We start from the raw sequence: 18,238 nt of genomic DNA on the forward strand, positions 1-18,238 counted from the left end.
GTACAGGCAAATTCAGATGATCAGCTGGAGAGGCTGGCGGGACAGCGCCCCCCTCTGTCCTGCCGGACATCTCCCCCTCTTGGGGGGAGATCGGACGTCACGACGGCTTTCGCCAATCGCTATCGTTGAAAAGAGAGCGGCAGCGCCAAAGCTGCCAATCTCCCCCCTAGTGGGGGAGATGTCTGGCAGGACAGAGGGGGCGCGAAGGTATGCCGTCGTCGCCCGAGACACACCCTGGCTGCGGAGGCTCCATGTTCGGTAAGATCCTGATCGCCAATCGCGGCGAGATCGCCTGCCGCGTCATCCGCACCGCCCGCAAGCTCGGCGTGCACACCGTTGCCGTCTATTCCGATGTGGACGCCAAGGCCCTGCATGTCGAGATGGCCGACGAGGCGGTGCATATCGGCCCCTCGCCCGTCGGCGAAAGCTATCTGCGCGGCGACAGGATCGTGGCGGCGGCACTCGCCACCGGTGCCGAAGCCATTCATCCCGGCTACGGCTTCCTGTCGGAAAACCCCGATTTCGTCGATCAGGTGACGGCGGCAGGCCTCGTCTTCATCGGCCCTTCCGCCGCCTCGATCCGCGCCATGGGCTTGAAGGACGCCGCCAAGCGGCTGATGGAGAAGGCCGGCGTGCCGGTGGTGCCCGGCTATCACGGCGAGGCGCAGGAAATCGTGCTGCTTGCCTCCAAAGCGCGCGAGATCGGCTATCCGGTGCTGATCAAGGCGCGGGCCGGCGGCGGCGGCAAGGGCATGCGGCGCGTCGACCATCCCGACGATTTCTCGGAGGCGCTTTCCGGCGCGCGGCGCGAAGCGAAAGCGGCGTTCGGCGACGATCGCGTGCTGGTGGAAAAATATGTCGACAAGCCGCGCCACATCGAAGTGCAGGTGTTCGGCGACAATTTCGGCAATGCCGTGCATCTCTATGAACGCGACTGCTCGGCACAGCGCCGCCACCAGAAGGTGATCGAGGAGGCGCCCGCTCCTGGCATGACGCCGGCGCTCCGCAAGGCGATGACGGAGGCGGCCGTGAAGGCCGCCAAGGCGATCAATTATTCGGGCGCCGGCACGATCGAGTTCATCGTCGACGCCTCTCAGGGGCTCAAGGTCGACCGCTTCTGGTTCATGGAGATGAACACGCGGCTGCAAGTCGAACACCCCGTCACCGAGATGGTCACCGGCATCGATCTCGTCGAATGGCAGCTTCGCGTCGCGTCCGGCGAAAAACTGCCGAAAACGCAGGGCGAAATCGCGCTCGCCGGCCACGCTTTCGAGGCGCGCCTCTATGCCGAGGACGCCGCGAAAGGGTTTTTGCCGGCGACCGGCACGCTGCATTATCTCAAGTTCCCCGACGCTGCCCCGGACGGCGCCGCGATGCGCATCGAGACTGGCGTACGCGCCGGCGATGCGATCTCGCCCTTTTACGATCCGATGATCGCCAAGCTGGTCGTGCACGGCGAGGACCGGGCCACGGCGCTCGGCGCGCTTCGCGATGCCCTCGCCCGGACCGAAGTCGCCGGCTCGACCGTCAACACCGCCTTCCTGGCGGCGCTCGCGGCCGACGCCGATTTCGCGGCAGGCGACGTCGATACCGGGCTGATCGGCCGGCATCAGGAGGCGCTCACCACCATTCCCGGGCCGGGCGACGAGACGATCGCCGCGGCGGCGCTGGCCGCGATGGATGCCGGCACGCCGGGTCCCGCCGCCGATCCCTGGTCCACGCGTTCCGGCTATGCGCATTTCCACACGCTGTCGCGCCGCATTCGCCTGCGCCATGGCGAGGAGAACATCCTGGCCAGGGTTTCGGCACGGCCGGACGGCCGCTTCCAGGTGGCGCTGGAGGCACCGCATGATGCGGTGAACACGCACGACTTGCGGACCATGCCGCTTGCCGCCCGCTGGCCCGGCCACGTCACCGTCTTCGAGGGCGCGGTCGGCTATACATTCACGGTTCCCGATCCGCTTGCCAAGGCCGACGAGGCGGGTGCCGCCACAGCCAACCTGCGCGCGCCGATGCCGGGCCTGGTCAAGCTGGTGCGCGCCGCGGCGGGCGATGCCGTGATCAAGGGCCAGCCGCTCTTGATCCTCGAAGCCATGAAGATGGAGCATATGATCGCCGCCCCGCATGACGGCGTGATCGCCGAGATCGCGGCCGAGGGCGCACAGGTCAGCGACGGCACGGTGCTGGTCCGGTTCGCGGAGGACGGCCAGGGCTGAAGTGCTGAAGTGCTGAATTGCTGAATGGTAAATAGCTATGTCGGCGGGACTGCCCCGGCCTCGCCTGTACGTCAATGCCAGGGCACAAACGAAAAATGGCCGGGACGAGCCCGGCCATTTCCTCGATTGCGGAACCGAATTACGGCTGGATCGGCGCGTATTTGCCGTCGTGCCACTGGTTGATGTCGTAGCTCGCGTTCTTCAGGTCGCCCTTCTCGTCGAAGACGACGTCACCGACCACGGTGCTGATCGGTTTGCCGTCCTTGAGCGCCTCCGCGACCTTGGCCGGATCATCGGTGCCGGCGCGCTTGACGCCTTCGGCCACGGCCTGGATCACGGCATAGGAGAACAGCGTGAAGCCTTCGGGCGTGAAGCCGCCAGCCTTGATCTTGGCGACCGCGTCCTTCGCTTCGGGCTTGGCCTGCGGGTCGGACGGGAAGACAAACATGGTGCCTTCACCGGCCGGGCCGGCAACCTGCCAGAATTCCGGCGAAGCGATCGAGTCCGGCATGATCAGCTGGAACTTGACGTTCTGCTCGGCCGCCTGACGCAGGATCAAGCCCGCCTCCGGGTGATAGCCGCCGAAGTAGACAACGTCGGCCTTGAGTTCCTTCAGCTTGGTGACGAGGGCCGAATAGTCCTTCTCGCCGGCATTGATGCCTTCATAGTCGACTTCCTTGAGGCCGCCGGCATTCATCGTCGCCTTCACGGCATCGGCAACACCCTGGCCGTAGGCGCTCTTGTCGTGCAGGACAACAACGTTCTTGCCGGCGTATTTCTTGGCGATCCAAGGGCCGATGAAGGCGCCCTGCGCGTCGTCACGCGTGTAGAGGCGCATGATGGTCGGCCATCCGGCCTTGGCCGCGGCATCGGTCAGCACCGGGTTGGACGAGGCGGGGCTCATCATCAGCGTGCCGGCTTCGGCATAGACGGCCGAGGCCGGAATGCTCGAGCCCGAGCAAGCATGACCGTCGACGAACTTGACGCCGTTGGCGACGATGCGGTTGGCGACCGAGACCGCCTGCTTCGGATCGCACTGGTCGTCCTCGATGTCGAGCTTGATCTGGGAGCCGTTGACGCCGCCAGCGGCATTGATCGCGTCGGCGGCAGCCTGCGCGCCCTGCTTGAACTGGTCACCGATGGTGGCGAGTTGGCCGGTCATCGGGCCGACCACCGAAATGGTGATGTCGTCGGCGAAGGCAACCGAGGCGCTCATCATCAGGCCAAATGCGGCCGCGCTCAAAATACCCAATTTTTTCATGACTATAAGAACTCCTCCACTTGCGCGCGCCGCTCCGGCCGCGCTTCTTCCACAGAGCCGGGACAATTTCACCCTTCGCCGAAACTGTCGAGAGCACAATGCGGAAGGTTTTGGTTCATTTAGGCGAGGATTTCTTGGGCCACGCGGCCGATTACCAGACGTAATGCAAAAAGCCGCGCCGGCCTTGTCCCGGCCGGTCGCGGCTTTTTTGCAATCGAGCTTCCCCGCGCCCCCGCGCCTGAACCCCGCTCGCTTCCCTGTTCTTGCGTGGCTTCGGTTGTCTCAACCTGCCGCGTTCTCGTTCTTCCTGACCGGCCGTCTTTTCGCGGCCTTGTCCCAATGAATTTCCGAGCGCTGCGCGCTGAGGATCAGTGCATCGTCATCCATTCGCGCGCTTCGCGCAGCGCCGTGGCGATCTCGACTTTCGACATGGTGGCTGACAGCTCCGAGCGCAGCTCGGCGGCGCGGGCCGAGCCCTTGATCGCGGCGATGTTGAACCATTTGTGGGCGGCGACGACATCGGTCTCGCAATCGCGGCCGGTCGCATACATCATTCCCAGTTCGAAAAGAATGTCGGCCTGGGCAGTTGCCCCCATGGCGCCGAAGCCGTCTTCAAGCATTTCAAAGCGTGCCATTTCAATCCCCTGTCTGGCTCCCGAGAGCTGCCTCCTTTTCCCTTGGTATCCCTTTGGGGCGGGGCGCTCTTTCGATGCTTTCGAGGATGACGGCTGGCCTTGAATCCGTCGTTAAACGGCTTGCTTAATTTGAGGAAAACAAAGCTAAAACAAGAGGTAAACGCGAAAAACTGTTAAGCATGGGAATCCAGCGTTTCAGCCATTTTGCGTCAAATTCGATGAAAATTGCCGCGAGTGGAATCAAGACTTCGCTAACCACGGAAACCGAAGCGTTTTTCCGGTCGCGTTTATTTTCAGTCATCCGCGCGGCGAAAATCCTTGCAACCTTCCGTGGCGGCACCGCTTTTGTTTTGGCGGGAGCTGGATTAGCTTTACCTTTGCGTAAGGGGCAGGCAGGCGAACCGGAGCCCGCCGCAACCCCATAGGGAGGAGGACAAGATGTTTCGAAAGATGAGCCTGGCCCTGGCGGCCACCTTGATCATGGCGGGGGCAGCGTGGGCCGACCCGATCGAAGGCAGTTGGAAGACGCAGTCCGGCGAGACGGCGACGATCGGCGGCGGCGGCTCGTTCTCCATCACGCTGAAGACCGGCAAATATGCCGGCAAGACGATCGGCTCGATGAAGGCGACCGGCGACAACAAATATGCCGGCAACATCACCGACCCTGCGAACGACAAGACCTATTCCGGCAAGGCGACGCTCACGGGCACGACGCTCAAGATGAGCGGCTGCGTGCTGGGCGGCCTGATCTGCAAGAGCCAGACCTGGCATAAGCTCTAACTCTAGAGGTCTGCTAATCGGCGTCTCAATCCAAACGGAGACGCCGTAGCTTTCCTGGCCCGACAACGTGGCTCTGCAGTCGCTATTCTCCAGGAATGAGTATGCTCTGAAGGAGCAACATCCAACTTGCATTTGCGACAGGATATTTATCCTCATCACTTTCGCAGACTAGACCCGTCGTCCCGAATTGAGCGAGTATCTGGGAGGACCAGATACGCTTCACGCGATTGCCCAGCCGATACCGAAGCGAGGATAACGCGATGCTCCGGTGGTTGAGAGTCTGCCATTCTGGTTTGTCTACTAACTCCAGACGCTGGCCATTTCGCTCCCATATGCCAATGAATTTCCGGTTTACTTTGTTCATCTGGGTCAACAGGCCAGGTGCGTAAGAGTCGGCTCGATTGTCGAACTGCAAAGTCATGCACTCGGAACTAGCACCACCGCAGGACTCATCCTTACAATTCAATACGATTAGATGGGGATTCTTCCGCTTTATCGACCATTTAGCGTCATCATAAATCACAACGACACCATGTCTTGGTTCCGTTGCTTGGGCCGCGAGAGCAGGCGGCGTGGGAAGACAAACGAACTGGAGAGCAATCATCAATCGGATGGCAATCGCTTGGGAATACCTCGCGCTGTCAACTGAGCGTGAGAACCGACAGACAGTTGTCATATCAAGGGCTCTCCAAAGGGAATGTCGCGAAAATTTCAATGCTACCAGACGATATGGACATGGCGCGACGATCTTGCGCCGTCTTTAGCTCAATCTAATCCCGTTCTAGAAAACAATTCCACCGGCAAGAAGCCTGCATATGCGCCACTGTGCGCACTGCGTCACGTGCCAATCAATTTGAACCGCAGATGAATACCGGTCTCAGAACCGGTTCAGAGGCATTCCGGCATTCTCTCCCGCATTGAAGGAGAGAGAAATGCTTGCCCGTCGCTTCACCATTGTCTGCCTGCTGATGAGCCTGTTCGGCATGTTCTTCGCCATCCTGGTGGCGGAGGCCGGTCACTCGAGCCGCTCGTGGGAGCGGCCGACCGCTTCATTCCCGGCTCGGTGAACCAAGTCAAACGCTCAAACGACAAAGCTGAAAAGCAGTAAAGCTGAAATTCGGGACACCACCAAAATGGACCGCATCACTGCCACCGCAATGAAGATCCTCAGGCTGCTGCCGCGGGCGACGCTCATCCTGATGCTGCTTGCCGCCCCGGTGCTGGCGGTGCCGATGATGCGCGCCGACACGGGCAACAGGATCGAGGCGCCGCCGCACAAGAACACCAGCCTCGGCTTCGTGCTGCTGATCAGCCTGCAGCGCGGATAAGGTGCGATAACAAAAAATCTCCAGCTGGGTTGCGGTTCCTGTCCGCTCACCCCTCCCAACCGCTCTTCCAAATCTCTATATTGAGCCATGGAAAAGCGAATCTACCCCCAAGCCATCGAATCGGTCGTCATGCCGGAGCCTTTCGGCAAGCAGAGTTTCCATGACGCAAAAAAGGCCGTCGCGGCGCTGCAAACGCTCTACGACCGCAACACCAAATTCCTGCGCGATTCCTTCGCCGCACTAGCGGCGGGCGGTGACGAGAGCAGGCGCTACCGGGCCTTCTATCCGCAGATCGGCGTCACCACGACGTCGTTCAGCCAGGTCGACTCCCGCCAAGCCTATGGCCATATGCCGACGCCCGGCCATTTCGCCACCACCATCACCCAGCCGCAGCTGTTCGAGAACTATCTCATCGAGCAGTTGAGGCTCATCATGCGCAATCACGGCGTTACGGTCACGGTGTCGGAATCGACCACCCCAATCCCGCTGCATTTCGCCTTCCTGGAAGGCACCTATGTCGACGGCGCGGCCGCCGAGCGCATCAAGCGGCCGATCCGCGACCTGTTCGACGTGCCGGACCTCGACGGCACCGACGACCAGATCGCCAATGGCACGTTCGAGGTGGCGTTCGGCGAGCCGCGGCCGCTGGCGCCGTTCACTGCGCAGCGCATCGATTATTCGCTGCACCGCATGACGCATTACACGGCGACCAGCCCGCAGCATTTCCAGAATTTCGTGCTGTTCACCAATTACCAGTTCTACATCGACGAATTCGTGGCGCGGGCACGCGAGCTGATGGAGAGTGGTGGAAGCGGCTACAGTGAATTCGTCGAACCGGGCAATGTCGTGACCAAGGCGGGAGCCGGCTCGCCGAGCGAAGGAACGCCGCCGCACCGCCTGCCGCAGATGCCGGCCTACCACCTGAAGAAGCCCGGCCATGGCGGCATCACCATGGTCAATATCGGCGTCGGCCCATCCAACGCCAAGACCATCACCGACCATATCGCGGTGCTGAGGCCGCATGCCTGGGTGATGCTTGGCCACTGCGCCGGGCTGCGCAACACGCAGGCGCTGGGCGACTATGTGCTGGCCCATGCCTATGTGCGCGAGGACCATGTGCTCGATGACGACCTGCCGGTCTGGGTGCCGATCCCACCACTGGCCGAAATCCAGGTGGCGCTGCAGGAAGCGGTCGCCGAGGTGACCGGTTTGTCGGGCTACGACCTCAAGCGCATCATGCGCACCGGCACCGTCGCCACCATCGACAACCGCAACTGGGAGCTGCGCGACCAGCGCGGGCCGGTGCAGCGCCTGTCGCAGTCGCGCGCCATCGCGCTCGACATGGAATCGGCCACTATCGCCGCCAACGGCTTCCGCTTCCGCGTGCCTTACGGGACGCTGCTGTGCGTCTCCGACAAGCCGCTGCACGGCGAACTGAAGCTGCCCGGCATGGCGACCGAATTCTACAAGCGGCAAGTAGCGCAGCACCTCACCATCGGTATCAAGGCGATGGAGAAACTGGCCGAGATGCCGATGGAGCGGTTGCATTCGCGCAAGCTCAGAAGCTTTTCGGAAACGGCGTTCCAGTGATCGCCAACTTTTGACCCGCGAGGCAATTCGTCGTCTTGCCCGGGCCACAATTTGGCCGATAAGCGGTCCGAACGGATAGCCGGAGCGGTTGGAGCAAATGACGACGGGCGGCGCTCGCTTGAGCATGATGGCTCAGCTGATATTCCTGGCGATGATGGCATGCTCGGCCGCGTTGCTGGCTGGATTCTTCGGCACGCTGCATCCGGCCTTCGATTCCTTCTCGCATTTCCGCATGCATCTGAGCGTGCTGACGGCCTTGCTCGCGCTGGCGCTGCTTGCCGGCCCCTACCGGCTGCAGGCGGTCGCCGCGCTGGTCTTCGCCATCGCCTGCTTCGCCACGACGACGAGCGCGCTGCCGAGATTGTCGACGCAGCAGGCGGTCGCAAAGCCGGCCGACAGGATCGTCTACAGCCTGCTGCAGATGAACCTGCGCTTCAACAATCCGACGCCTAAGAAGGTGCTGTCGCTGATCGGCCGGACCAATCCGGACGTCATCACGCTCGACGAAGTGTCCGGGATGTGGGCCACGGAGCTCGGCTATATTGCCAGCGCCTATCCCTATCGGATCCTTTGCGACTATCCCAACGGCATATTCGGCGTCGCGCTGCTTTCGCGCCGTCCCTTCGCCGCCGGCACTGCGCCGCGTTGCGAGCCGCGCGGCGCGATGGCGACCGCCACGATCGATTTCGGCGGCATTCCGGTCAACGTCGCCGCGATCCATCTCAGCTGGCCGTGGCCGAAGGAGCAATACTGGCAGATCGGCGAACTGGCGGAACCGCTGGCCACGCTCGGCGAGACCGCCATCATGGCCGGCGACTGCAACGCCGTGCCGTGGAGCGCGGCGATGCGGCGGGTGGCGCGGCTCAGCGGCATGACGCTGATGCCGTCGGCCGGCCCGACCTGGATCCACCGCACGCTGCCCGACGTCCTGCGCCGCTATGCGGGCCTGCCGATCGACCAGGTGTTCAGCAAGGGCGGGGTGACGATCCTGTCGTCGGCACGGCTGGAGGATACCGGCTCCGACCATCTGCCTGTGCTGGTCGAATTCACGCTGCGGTCCGACAGCAACGCGCCCGAGGACGAGCACAAGTCGGCGCTGGCGGCGAATGGCGCACCGGATGAGCCGCGCAGCTGACGCCCTCCTGATACGCGAACGAACTGAAGTTCAGTTCTTCCCCATCAACGCGTCGACCAGTTGCTCGACATGGCCGCCGTCGCGGTGCTCGCGCGCGTCGAAGGCATTCTGCCTGGCCTCGTAGTCAGCATAGATCGTGTCGATACGGCGCCTGGCGTCCCAGCGAAGACCGGTGCAGAACCAGTTGTCTTGCCGCTCGAGCCCGGCGAGCGCCGTCTCGGTCGCCCGCATCATCTGCTTGGCGATGCGGCCATGGGTATGCTCGTGCTGGCGCACGCCGGCCATGAAGCGATCCCAGCGCCTGCGCAGGACCGGACCGGACGGGGACGTGCGGCGCGGAAACGTGTAGGTGATGTCGATCGTGCCGTTGGCCTGCCGCAGCCGGCAGATGCCGTTGTCGCGCGTCACATCGAGCTTCCAATGCACGGTATAGCCGGTCTCGGCGATGGCGCGCGTGGCATGGCCGTGCCTCGGCCCCAGGCCGTCCATCGCCTCGATCAGTTCCGCGCCGGTCCTGCCGGCGACGTCGTAGGTGCGCACATGCACGGTCAGCCCGGTGCCGGCGGAGGCGGCCCCGGACAAAAGCACGCCGGCAGCAGCTAATATCGCCAGGCTGGTCCGCCGCATGTCCGCCTCCTTGTTCGGGGCGAAGCAGACCACACTCGGCGCGCGGCTTCAACGGCCTTGGCCGATAAGGCGCGGATTACACATGCCCCGGTAGACCGGGCCCTCGCCGGCTTTCTCTTTGGCGGCGGTCGAGACGGCCCGGTCGGGGCGATCACATCCCCTGATAAACCGGGCCCTCGCCGCCTTGTGGCGGCACCCAGTTGATGTTCTGGTTCGGATCCTTGATGTCGCAGGTCTTGCAGTGCACGCAGTTCTGCGCGTTGATGACGAAGCGCACGTCCTTGGCCGCCGGATCGGCGGCGGCGTTGCCGTCCTTGTCCACCCATTCATAGACGCCGGCCGGGCAGTAGCGGGTCGAGGGACCGGCGAAGACATTGTGCTCGGAACGCTGCTGCAACGCCATGTCGCCGACGATCAGATGGGTCGGCTCGTTCTCCTCGTGGTTGGTGTTGGAAAGGAACACCGAGGAGAGCCGATCGAAGGTCAGCACGCCATCCGGCTTCGGATAGGCGATCTTCTGATGCTTGGAGGCCGGCTCGAGCGTCGCATAGTCGGCCTTGCCATGCTTCATGGTTCCGAAGGGCGAGAAGCCGAACAGCGTGTTCAGCCACATGTCGAGGCCGCCGATGCCGACGCCGACAATGGTGCCGAAGCGCGACCAGAGCGGCTTGACGTTGCGGACCTTCTTCAGGTCCTTGCCGATATCGGTGCCGCGCCAGGCTTCCTCATAGGAAGCGAGCTCGTCATTGGCACGGCCACCGGCAATCGCCTCGGCCACATGCTCGGCCGCCAGCATGCCCGAGAGCACCGCGTTGTGCGAGCCCTTGATGCGCGGCACGTTGACGAAGCCGGCAGCACAGCCCATCAGCACGCCACCCGGGAAGGACAGCTTCGGTACGGACTGCCAGCCGCCCTCGGTGATGGCGCGCGCGCCATAGCCGATGCGCTTGGCGCCCTGGAAGGTGCCGGCGATCGCCGGATGCGTCTTGAAGCGCTGGAACTCCTCGAAGGGTGAGAGATAGGGGTTCTTGTAGTTGAGGTGGACCACGAAGCCGACCGCCACCTGATTGTCCTCGAGATGGTAGAGGAAGGACCCACCGCCGGTCTTCATGTCGAGCGGCCAACCGAAGGAATGCTGCACCAGACCCGGCTTGTGGTTCTCGGGCTTGACCTGCCAGAGCTCCTTGAGGCCGATGCCGAACTTGCCCGGCTCGCGGCCGTCGGCAAGCTGGTATTTGGCGATAAGCTGCTTGGCGAGCGAGCCGCGCGCACCCTCGCCGATCAGCACATATTTGCCCATCAGCGCCATGCCGGGCGCGTAAGCCGGGCCGTGCGTGCCGTCCTTCTCGACGCCCATGTCGCCGGTGATGACGCCGGTGACGGCGCCGGCGTCGTTGTAGACGAGACTTGCCGCGGCGAAGCCCGGATAGATCTCGACGCCCAGCGCCTCGGCCTTGGTGGCGAGCCAGCGGCAGACATTGCCCAGCGAAACGATGTAATTGCCGTGGTTGTTCATCAGCGGCGGCATCAGGAAGTTGGGCAGGCGGAACGAGCCGGCAGGGCCAAGCACCAGGAAATGGTCCGCGGTCACAGGCGTCTTGAACGGATGATCGCCCTCCTCGCGCCAGCCGGGCAACAGGCGGTCGATGCCGATCGGATCGACGACCGCACCCGACAGGATATGGGCGCCGACCTCGCCGCCCTTCTCCAGGACGACGACGGAAAGGTCCGGGTTGAGCTGCTTCAGACGGATCGCGGCGGCAAGGCCGGCGGGACCCGCACCGACGATCACCACGTCGAATTCCATGCTCTCGCGTTCGATTTCGCTCATCGGCCCCTCACTGGCTCGCCATGTTTTCGCATTGTGCTGGCTCACGCGCTGCATAGCGCATCAATTCGCGACGCGAAACCGGCGCTGACGTGACAACGCCGATTTCGACAAAAAGTCGCGGTTTTCCCTACGAAACGGTCGCCGCGCAGGCCATGGCCAAGCATAGGCCAGCGCCAATCGGATGGAAGGCCAGGCCGCGTCCGCATGTTTTTAATTGTTCGACGGCTTGGTTATCGGCAATACTTCGCACCATGCGCAGTCCAGAGCCAGCCGGCTTTCCATCGAAGCGCTTACTCTTCACGCCGGGCATGGCCTGGCGCGCGGTTCTTCCACTCCTCTTTTTGTCCGTGCCGGCGGAGGCCGATCCGGTGAAGGTCTGGGCCACCGGCGCCTATTCCTTCTCCGACGAACTGGGCGGCTTCCGCATCACGGGTGCTTCCGGCATCGGCACCAAGGAAGACCCGCTGATCATCAGGGAGGAACTGAACACGGCGACGCCGGTGACGCTGACGATCCGCGCGACCAAGCCGATCGAGCCATTCGGCAAGGCAGGCCAGGTCGCCAACGGCGTGATGTATATGCGCATCGACGTGCTCAACAACAGCGCCCTGCCCTGGGTGGAATTCCAGTTCGAGCTGCAGGAAATCCTCGACCAGCCAAGCGTGTTCGGCGACGGCCTTTCCTTCGACCAGCGCAACAAGACGCCCGACAACATCTGGTCGAGCAATTTCGCCGATTTCGACCGCCGGTTCGAACCCTATGACCAGCTGCTGTTCAAGAGCGGCAAGGTCGACCCGCTCAAGACGGCGACCTTCGACTTCCTGATCACCGACTACACGCCGCGCTGGACGTTTTACATTGTGCAGGATCCGCGCATACCGACTGGGTGAAAGCATATCGATATTCAGTGATGCCGGCCGGCAAATGGCGGTTTCCTGCGCTTCCGGTGCTCACGTACGAAAAATACGCTCCGCTCCGGCCTTCGCCGGCCGAAGCCCTCATAAGTGTCTGCGCCCTATGAAGGCTACGGCCGGCGTAGGCCGGTTCTTCGGAAACCACCATTTTCGACTCGGCCTGACCTGAATCTCGACATGCTCCAATACAGGCGAGCGTGGCTTAACCTTGCAAATCGGCGCCGCGCGGACGATGGTGGCGCCATGACTGCCGCCTCCCCCAGCACACCTGCCGAGATCGCCGAACTGCTCGCCTTTTATGCCAGCGCCGGCGTTGACGAGGCGCTTGAAGACGCGCCGGTCAATCGGTTTGCCGAAGCGGCTGCGAAGTCGGCCGAACGCAGGCCCGCCGAGCGGGCGCCAGTCGCACCGCCTCGCGACCCCAGATCCGAGAGCCGCCCGGCACCCGGGCAGGGCCCGGAGCGGCCCCAGTCGCCAGAGCCACCGACGCCATCATCAGGCCTCGACGCGCGCAATATTCCAGACGCTCCGGCGCGCATGCCGGCCGCCACCGTTCCCGACGAGGCGCAGGCGCTGCTTGCTCGGCAACTGGCCGCAAGCGCCTCGACGCTCGAGGAACTGCGCCAGCACATGGCCGGCTTCGACGGCTGTAATCTCAAATTCACCGCCAAGAACCTCGTCTTCGCCGACGGCAATCCGAAAGCCGAGCTGATGCTGGTCGGCGAGGCGCCCGGTCGCGACGAGGACCTCGAAGGTCTGCCCTTTGTCGGCCGCTCCGGCCGGCTGCTCGATCGTATGCTCGCCGCTATCGGCCTCGACCGCAACTCGGCCTATATCGCCAACGTCATTCCGTGGCGGCCGCCGGGCAACCGCACGCCGACACCGCACGAGACCGAAATCTGCCGGCCGTTCATCGAAAGGCAGATAGAACTGGTCAATCCCAAGGTGCTGGTCAATCTCGGCGGTCCGTCGGCCAAGACGCTGCTCAACACGACCGAGGGCATCCTGCGCCTGCGCGGCAACTGGCGGGTGCACACGACGGCGTCGGGCATAGCCATTCCGGCGATGCCGACGCTGCATCCGGCATATCTGTTGAGAACGCCGGCGCACAAGAAGCTGGCCTGGCGGGATTTTCTCGAGGTCAAGGCGAAGTTGAAGGGGTTGGCGTGAACGTCTTCCCCTTCTCCCCTTCTTCTTTGTGGGAGAACGGAAGCCAATAACCTCCCAGGTAATTGAAATCCCTCCCTCCACAGCCTAGTCCTACCCTATGACCATATCCGAACTCTCCGCCGGAAGCCTCATCCGCGAGTGGCGCACGCGGCGGCGCATGAGCCAGCTCGACCTCGCCATGGAGGCCGATATCTCGCAGCGGCATCTTTCCTTCGTCGAAAGCGGCCGAGCCCAGCCTTCGCGCGACATGGTGCTGCATCTGGCCGAGCAGCTGTCGATTCCACTGCGCCAACGCAATCAACTGTTGCTTGCCGCCGGCTTCGCGCCGAGCTTCAGCGAAAAGCCGCTGACCGATGCGGCACTGGCACCGGCGCTTGCCGCCGTCGAGACTGTGCTCAAGGGCCACGAACCCTTCCCGGCGCTGGCGGTGGACCGGCACTGGAACCTCGTTTCGGCAAACACCGCGATTGCTCCGTTCCTCGCTGACATCTCCGAAGCATCGCTTCTCGCGCCGCCGGTCAATGTGCTGAGGCTCAGCCTGCATCCGGGCGGTGTGGCGCCGCGCATCGTCAATCTGGCGGAGTGGCGCGCGCATCTCATCGAGCGGCTGAAGCACCAGAACGACGCCACCGGCGACCCGGTGCTGATCGAGCTTGAGCGCGAATTGCGCACCTATCCGTCCGGCCTGAGGAGCAGCCGGCCGGCGCCGGTCGAACCGAGCGGCATCGTGCATCCGCTGCGGCTTGCGCATGGCGATCAGGTGCTGTCGTTCATCAGCACGATCACGGTCTTCGGTACGCCGCTCGACGTCACGCTGTCGGAGCTGGCAATCGAATCTTTTTTCCCCGCGGATGAGCAGACAAGGACGGTGCTGGTGCGATTGGCGAAAGAGCGGGCGACCGCTTCGTAGGCCTTCACCCCTGCGGCGGCGTGACCGTCCTGATGCGCGTGCGCTCCAGGCCCAGTTGCCGCTCGCGCCAGATGATGAAGATACCGGCGGCGACCACGATCACGCCGCCCGCAAGGGTGTTCAGCGAGGTCACGTCGCCGAAGACGAAATAGCCGACCACGACGCCGAGGATCATCGAGGTGTATTCGAAGGGCGCCACGACCGAGGCTTCGGCATGGCGGTAGGCCGCCGTCATCAGGATCTGGCCGAGCCCTCCGCAGAAGCCCGCGACAACGAGGAGCGCGGCCTGCATCGGCGTCAGCGCCTGCCAGCCGAAGGGCAGCGTGAAGAGCGACAGCACTGAAGCGGTCGAGGAGAACCACAGCACGATGGTCGCCGTCTTCTCCGTCTGCACGAGATTGCGCACCAGAAGCATGGCGACCGCCGAGATCGCGGCGGCGATCAGCGCAGCCATGACGCCCAGCACCTCCTGGTCGTCGAGGCCTTCATCGGAATTGAGCAGCGTCAGTTCGGGCCAGGAGATGACCAGCACGCCGGCAAGGCCGACCGCGACCGCGCTCCAGCGGTAGACGCGGATCGTTTCGCCGAGGAAGAGCGAAGAGAACACGACGACCAGCAGCGGCTGAGCGTAGTTCAGCGTGATCGCTTCCGGCAGCGGCAGCCTGGTCAGCGCGAAGAAGCCGAGCCCCATGGCGCCGACGCCGACCACACCGCGCGCGACGTGGTTGAACGGCCGTCTCGTCGTGAATGCCGTGGCCAATTCACCCTTGAAGGCCAGGAAGGCGATGATCGGGAAGATGGCGAAGAAGGAGCGGAAGAAGACGATCTGCCCCGCGGGCACGTCGCCGGCCGCCTTGATGCAGGTCTGCATGCCGACGAAGACCGTCACCGAGACGATCTTCAGCGTAATGCCGCGCAGCGTGTCGTGGCCGACGGCATGATCGACGGTCATCTTGCCTCGTAAGGATAGTCGGGAAACGAAGCCGCGAAATAGGCCAAGAGCAATTCCAGGAAAAGTGTGTAACGGTTTTCCGTCCGGAATTGCGAAACACGACCTATGCCGCAGTTTTGTCGAGTGGCCGTTTCGTGTAAAGAGCGCGCACCTCAAAATTCTTGGACCAGCCAAGCTGGCTGGCCGGCCGAAATCAACAGGAAAAGCCTAAGGAATGCGCACAGATACCGGCCATGTCTTCAAGCTCGAAGACTATCGCCCCTGCGACTATCTCATCCCGAGGACCAGCCTCGACTTCCGCCTGTCGCCGGACGCGACCCAGGTGACCGCGCTGCTTACGATCGAGCGGCGCGCGGGCGTCGCCGCCTCGGCGCCGCTGGTGCTCGACGGCGACGGGCTGACGTTGCTCGGCATTGCCGTCGACGGGCATACGCTTCCGGCCAGCGACTATGAGGCGACGCCTGACCGGCTGACGATCCTGAAGCCGCCGGCGGCGCAGCGTTTCGAGCTGCGCCTGGAGACGCAGATCGCGCCTTCGCGCAACGAGGCGCTGATGGGCCTTTATCGCTCCAACAACGTCTATTGCACGCAATGCGAGGCCGAGGGCTTTCGCCGCATCACCTATTTCCTCGACCGTCCCGATATCCTGTCGGTCTACACGGTGCGCATCGAAGCGCCGCACAACGAGGCGCCGCTGCTGCTTTCGAACGGCAATCCCGTCGAACGCGGCGGGCTCGCCGGCGGCCGGCACTACGCGGTCTGGCACGACCCCTTCCCCAAACCCTCCTACCTTTTCGCGCTGGTGGCGGGCGCGCTCGGCAAGGTGGCGGGCAGCTTCACCACCATGTCCGGCCGGGAGGTCGATCTCGGTATCTATGTGGAGCCCGGCAAGGAGCAGCTTGCCGGCTATGCGATGGACGCGCTGAAACGCTCGATGAAATGGGACGAGGAAGCCTTCGGCCGCGAATACGACCTCGACGTCTTCAATATCGTCGCCGTCTCCGACTTCAACATGGGCGCCATGGAGAACAAGGGCCTCAACGTCTTCAACGACAAATATGTGCTGGCCGACGAGGAGACCGCGACGGATGCCGACTTCGCCAACATCGAGGCGATCATCGCGCATGAATACTTCCACAATTGGACTGGCAACAGAATCACTTGCCGCGACTGGTTCCAGCTCTGCCTGAAGGAAGGGCTGACGGTTTACCGCGACCACGAATTCTCCGCCGACCAGCGCTCGCGGTCGGTGAAGCGCATCGCCGAGGTGCGCACGCTGCGCGCGCACCAGTTCCCGGAAGACCAGGGGCCGCTGGCGCATCCGGTCAGGCCGCGACGCTACCGCGAGATCAACAACTTCTACACCGCGACCGTCTACGAGAAGGGTTCGGAAGTGGTGCGCATGATCCGCACCATCCTTGGGCCGGAAACCTTCCGTGCCGGCATGGACCTCTATTTTGAGCGGCATGACGGCGAGGCGGCGACCATCGAGGATTTCCTCAAAGTCTTCGAGGACGTCTCCGGCCGCGACCTCGCGCAATTCGCGCTCTGGTATCACCAGGCCGGCACGCCGAACCTGACGGTAAGTTCCGCGCACAATGCGGCGGCAAAGGAGTTCACCCTGGAGATCGAGCAGTCGGTGCCGCCGACGCCGTCGGAAAGCCGCAAGCGGCTGATGCATATCCCGCTGGCCTTCGGCCTGGTCGGCGCCAACGGCAAGCCCGTCGCCTGGACTGCCGTCGAGGGCGCAATGGTGGATGACGGTGTCATCCATATCCGCAAGCGTCGGCACACGGTGCGCTTCTCGGGTATTTCGCAACGGCCTTCGGTGTCGCTCAACCGCGGCTTCTCAGCGCCGATCACGCTTTCGGTGCAGCAGAAGGCCGACGACCAGTTCTTCCTCGCGGCGCATGACAGCGACGCCTTCGCGCGCTGGCAGGCGTTCAACACCCTCTTGACCGATGCGCTGATCGCCGCCTTCCGCCAGATCCTCGGCGGCAAGGAGCCGGTGTTTGCGGCGCGGCTTGCCGAGCTTGCCGGCAGGATCGCCGGCGACCAGGCGCTGGAGCCGGCCTACCGGGCGCTCGCGCTGTCGCTTCCGGGCGAAGCCGATATTGCCCGCGACATCGGCAAGGGCATCGACCCAGACGCCATCTTTGCCGCACGCGAGGCGATGGCGCGGATGATCGCCGAGGCAACCCGCGAGGCCTTCCCGGCGCTCTATGAGAGCCTTGCCGACAAGGGTCCGTTCAGCCCGGACGCGGCGAGCGCAGGGCGCAGGGCGCTGCGCAACATCCTGCTCGACTATCTTTCGCTGCTGCCCTGCGGCGCGGGCCTCGCCGCAGGGCACTTCAATGCCGCCACCAACATGACCGACCGTGCGGCAGCGCTCGCCGTGCTGGCGCATCGCCATCCAGGCACGGCCGAGGCCGAAGAGGCGCTGGCCGCCTTCGAGGCCCGCTATCGCGGCGACGCGCTGGTACTCGACAAATGGTTCCAGATCCAGGCCGGTGTGCCGGGCGCAAAGACCGTCGAGAAAGTTCGTGAGCTCATGCGGCACCCAGCCTTCTCGATCGCCAACCCGAACCGGGTGCGTTCGCTGATCGGCACCTTCTCCAGCGCCAACCAGACCGGCTTCCACCGCCCCGACGGCGAAGGTTACCGCCTGTTTGCCGAGACGGTACTGGAGGTGGAGAAGCGCAATCCGCAGGTAGCCGCGCGGCTGGCGACGGCGCTCAGGTCCTGGCGCTCGCTGGAGCCTGGACGGCAGACCAAGGCCAGGCAGGCGCTGCTCGACATGGCAAAGGCCGAGAATCTTTCGGCGGATCTGCGCGATATCGTGGAGCGGACACTGGCGTAATTAGCGATCTCCCTCCTCGTGGGGGAGAT

16 protein-coding genes are annotated in these 18,238 nt (G+C 63.8%); 11 read left to right on the plus strand and 5 right to left on the minus strand.

The window, feature by feature from the left end:
- Window positions 1-251: 251 nt before the first annotated feature.
- Window positions 252-2,216 (plus strand): acetyl/propionyl/methylcrotonyl-CoA carboxylase subunit alpha, encoded by a 1,965-nt coding sequence (locus tag FJ424_RS30605; protein ID WP_140659425.1) that lies wholly within the window; start codon window positions 252-254, stop codon window positions 2,214-2,216.
- A gap of 139 nt (window positions 2,217-2,355) precedes the next feature.
- Here the strand turns inward: FJ424_RS30605 and FJ424_RS30610 are convergent, their stop codons facing one another.
- Window positions 2,356-3,477 (minus strand): ABC transporter substrate-binding protein, encoded by a 1,122-nt coding sequence (locus FJ424_RS30610; RefSeq protein ID WP_140659426.1) that lies wholly within the window; start codon window positions 3,475-3,477, stop codon window positions 2,356-2,358.
- 368 nt (window positions 3,478-3,845) lie between these two features.
- On the minus strand, window positions 3,846-4,112 hold the full coding sequence (locus FJ424_RS30615) for a sel1 repeat family protein (protein WP_027164869.1): 267 nt from the start codon (window positions 4,110-4,112) through the stop codon (window positions 3,846-3,848).
- Between the two features lie 179 nt (window positions 4,113-4,291).
- Between FJ424_RS30615 and FJ424_RS30620 the strand changes: the two genes are divergently transcribed.
- The 6 genes from FJ424_RS30620 to FJ424_RS30640 all read left to right on the plus strand — a co-directional run bounded on the left by FJ424_RS30620 (window position 4,292) and on the right by FJ424_RS30640 (window position 8,945).
- Window positions 4,292-4,537, plus strand: a complete 246-nt coding sequence (locus FJ424_RS30620) for a hypothetical protein (RefSeq protein WP_140659427.1) — start codon at window positions 4,292-4,294, stop codon at window positions 4,535-4,537.
- 13 nt (window positions 4,538-4,550) lie between these two features.
- A complete protein-coding gene (locus FJ424_RS30625; protein ID WP_140643610.1) occupies window positions 4,551-4,892 on the plus strand; it encodes a DUF2147 domain-containing protein in 342 nt (113 codons plus the stop codon).
- A gap of 932 nt (window positions 4,893-5,824) precedes the next feature.
- Window positions 5,825-5,959 carry a hypothetical protein gene (locus tag FJ424_RS34400; RefSeq protein WP_281405322.1) on the plus strand — a complete coding sequence of 45 codons (135 nt, stop codon included), beginning with the start codon at window positions 5,825-5,827 and terminating at the stop codon, window positions 5,957-5,959.
- A gap of 66 nt (window positions 5,960-6,025) precedes the next feature.
- Window positions 6,026-6,220, plus strand: a complete 195-nt coding sequence (locus FJ424_RS30630; RefSeq protein WP_140659428.1) for a hypothetical protein — start codon at window positions 6,026-6,028, stop codon at window positions 6,218-6,220.
- Between the two features lie 129 nt (window positions 6,221-6,349).
- Window positions 6,350-7,810, plus strand: coding sequence for an AMP nucleosidase (locus tag FJ424_RS30635; RefSeq protein WP_246677396.1), 1,461 nt, complete (start codon window positions 6,350-6,352; stop codon window positions 7,808-7,810).
- Between the two features lie 124 nt (window positions 7,811-7,934).
- Window positions 7,935-8,945: an endonuclease/exonuclease/phosphatase family protein gene (locus FJ424_RS30640; RefSeq protein WP_181182230.1), complete on the plus strand. Its 1,011-nt coding sequence runs from the start codon at window positions 7,935-7,937 to the stop codon at window positions 8,943-8,945.
- A gap of 30 nt (window positions 8,946-8,975) precedes the next feature.
- On the opposite strand, the gene FJ424_RS30645 is transcribed toward FJ424_RS30640, so the two are convergent.
- Both FJ424_RS30645 and FJ424_RS30650 read right to left on the minus strand, forming a co-directional pair.
- Window positions 8,976-9,572 (minus strand): DUF922 domain-containing protein, encoded by a 597-nt coding sequence (locus FJ424_RS30645; protein WP_140659431.1) that lies wholly within the window; start codon window positions 9,570-9,572, stop codon window positions 8,976-8,978.
- Window positions 9,573-9,723: 151 nt separating this feature from the next.
- Window positions 9,724-11,403 (minus strand): electron transfer flavoprotein-ubiquinone oxidoreductase, encoded by a 1,680-nt coding sequence (locus FJ424_RS30650; RefSeq protein WP_140659432.1) that lies wholly within the window; start codon window positions 11,401-11,403, stop codon window positions 9,724-9,726.
- Between the two features lie 251 nt (window positions 11,404-11,654).
- Between FJ424_RS30650 and FJ424_RS30655 the strand changes: the two genes are divergently transcribed.
- From FJ424_RS30655 to FJ424_RS30665, 3 genes are all read left to right on the plus strand, one after another.
- Window positions 11,655-12,293, plus strand: coding sequence for a hypothetical protein (locus FJ424_RS30655; protein WP_140659433.1), 639 nt, complete (start codon window positions 11,655-11,657; stop codon window positions 12,291-12,293).
- 267 nt (window positions 12,294-12,560) lie between these two features.
- Window positions 12,561-13,487 (plus strand): uracil-DNA glycosylase, encoded by a 927-nt coding sequence (locus tag FJ424_RS30660; RefSeq protein ID WP_140659434.1) that lies wholly within the window; start codon window positions 12,561-12,563, stop codon window positions 13,485-13,487.
- A gap of 97 nt (window positions 13,488-13,584) precedes the next feature.
- Entirely contained in the window at window positions 13,585-14,397 is an 813-nt protein-coding gene (locus tag FJ424_RS30665) for a helix-turn-helix transcriptional regulator (RefSeq protein WP_140659435.1), read from the plus strand.
- A 4-nt stretch (window positions 14,398-14,401) separates the two neighbouring features.
- Here the strand turns inward: FJ424_RS30665 and FJ424_RS30670 are convergent, their stop codons facing one another.
- Window positions 14,402-15,349, minus strand: a complete 948-nt coding sequence (locus FJ424_RS30670; protein ID WP_140659449.1) for a DMT family transporter — start codon at window positions 15,347-15,349, stop codon at window positions 14,402-14,404.
- Between the two features lie 214 nt (window positions 15,350-15,563).
- Between FJ424_RS30670 and pepN the strand changes: the two genes are divergently transcribed.
- Window positions 15,564-18,209, plus strand: a complete 2,646-nt coding sequence (gene pepN / locus FJ424_RS30675) for an aminopeptidase N (protein ID WP_140659436.1) — start codon at window positions 15,564-15,566, stop codon at window positions 18,207-18,209.
- The last annotated feature ends 29 nt before the right edge of the window (window positions 18,210-18,238 follow it).

The sequence above is a fragment of the Mesorhizobium sp. B3-1-8 genome (genome assembly GCF_006439495.1).
Taxonomy (GTDB): Bacteria; Pseudomonadota; Alphaproteobacteria; order Rhizobiales; family Rhizobiaceae; genus Mesorhizobium.

What these genes read in the sequence shown, in the direction of transcription:
- FJ424_RS30605 (WP_140659425.1), top strand. Translation starts at nt 252, where the DNA reads ATGTTCGGTAAGATCCTGATCGCCAATCGCGGCGAGATCGCCTGCCGC.
- FJ424_RS30610 (WP_140659426.1), bottom strand. Translation starts at nt 3,477, where the DNA reads ATGAAAAAATTGGGTATTTTGAGCGCGGCCGCATTTGGCCTGATGATG.
- FJ424_RS30615 (WP_027164869.1), bottom strand. Translation starts at nt 4,112, where the DNA reads ATGGCACGCTTTGAAATGCTTGAAGACGGCTTCGGCGCCATGGGGGCA.
- FJ424_RS30620 (WP_140659427.1), top strand. Translation starts at nt 4,292, where the DNA reads ATGGGAATCCAGCGTTTCAGCCATTTTGCGTCAAATTCGATGAAAATT.
- FJ424_RS30625 (WP_140643610.1), top strand. Translation starts at nt 4,551, where the DNA reads ATGTTTCGAAAGATGAGCCTGGCCCTGGCGGCCACCTTGATCATGGCG.
- FJ424_RS34400 (WP_281405322.1), top strand. Translation starts at nt 5,825, where the DNA reads ATGCTTGCCCGTCGCTTCACCATTGTCTGCCTGCTGATGAGCCTGTTC.
- FJ424_RS30630 (WP_140659428.1), top strand. Translation starts at nt 6,026, where the DNA reads ATGGACCGCATCACTGCCACCGCAATGAAGATCCTCAGGCTGCTGCCG.
- FJ424_RS30635 (WP_246677396.1), top strand. Translation starts at nt 6,350, where the DNA reads ATGCCGGAGCCTTTCGGCAAGCAGAGTTTCCATGACGCAAAAAAGGCC.
- FJ424_RS30640 (WP_181182230.1), top strand. Translation starts at nt 7,935, where the DNA reads ATGATGGCTCAGCTGATATTCCTGGCGATGATGGCATGCTCGGCCGCG.
- FJ424_RS30645 (WP_140659431.1), bottom strand. Translation starts at nt 9,572, where the DNA reads ATGCGGCGGACCAGCCTGGCGATATTAGCTGCTGCCGGCGTGCTTTTG.
- FJ424_RS30650 (WP_140659432.1), bottom strand. Translation starts at nt 11,403, where the DNA reads ATGAGCGAAATCGAACGCGAGAGCATGGAATTCGACGTGGTGATCGTC.
- FJ424_RS30655 (WP_140659433.1), top strand. Translation starts at nt 11,655, where the DNA reads ATGCGCAGTCCAGAGCCAGCCGGCTTTCCATCGAAGCGCTTACTCTTC.
- FJ424_RS30660 (WP_140659434.1), top strand. Translation starts at nt 12,561, where the DNA reads ATGACTGCCGCCTCCCCCAGCACACCTGCCGAGATCGCCGAACTGCTC.
- FJ424_RS30665 (WP_140659435.1), top strand. Translation starts at nt 13,585, where the DNA reads ATGACCATATCCGAACTCTCCGCCGGAAGCCTCATCCGCGAGTGGCGC.
- FJ424_RS30670 (WP_140659449.1), bottom strand. Translation starts at nt 15,349, where the DNA reads ATGACCGTCGATCATGCCGTCGGCCACGACACGCTGCGCGGCATTACG.
- pepN (WP_140659436.1), top strand. Translation starts at nt 15,564, where the DNA reads ATGCGCACAGATACCGGCCATGTCTTCAAGCTCGAAGACTATCGCCCC.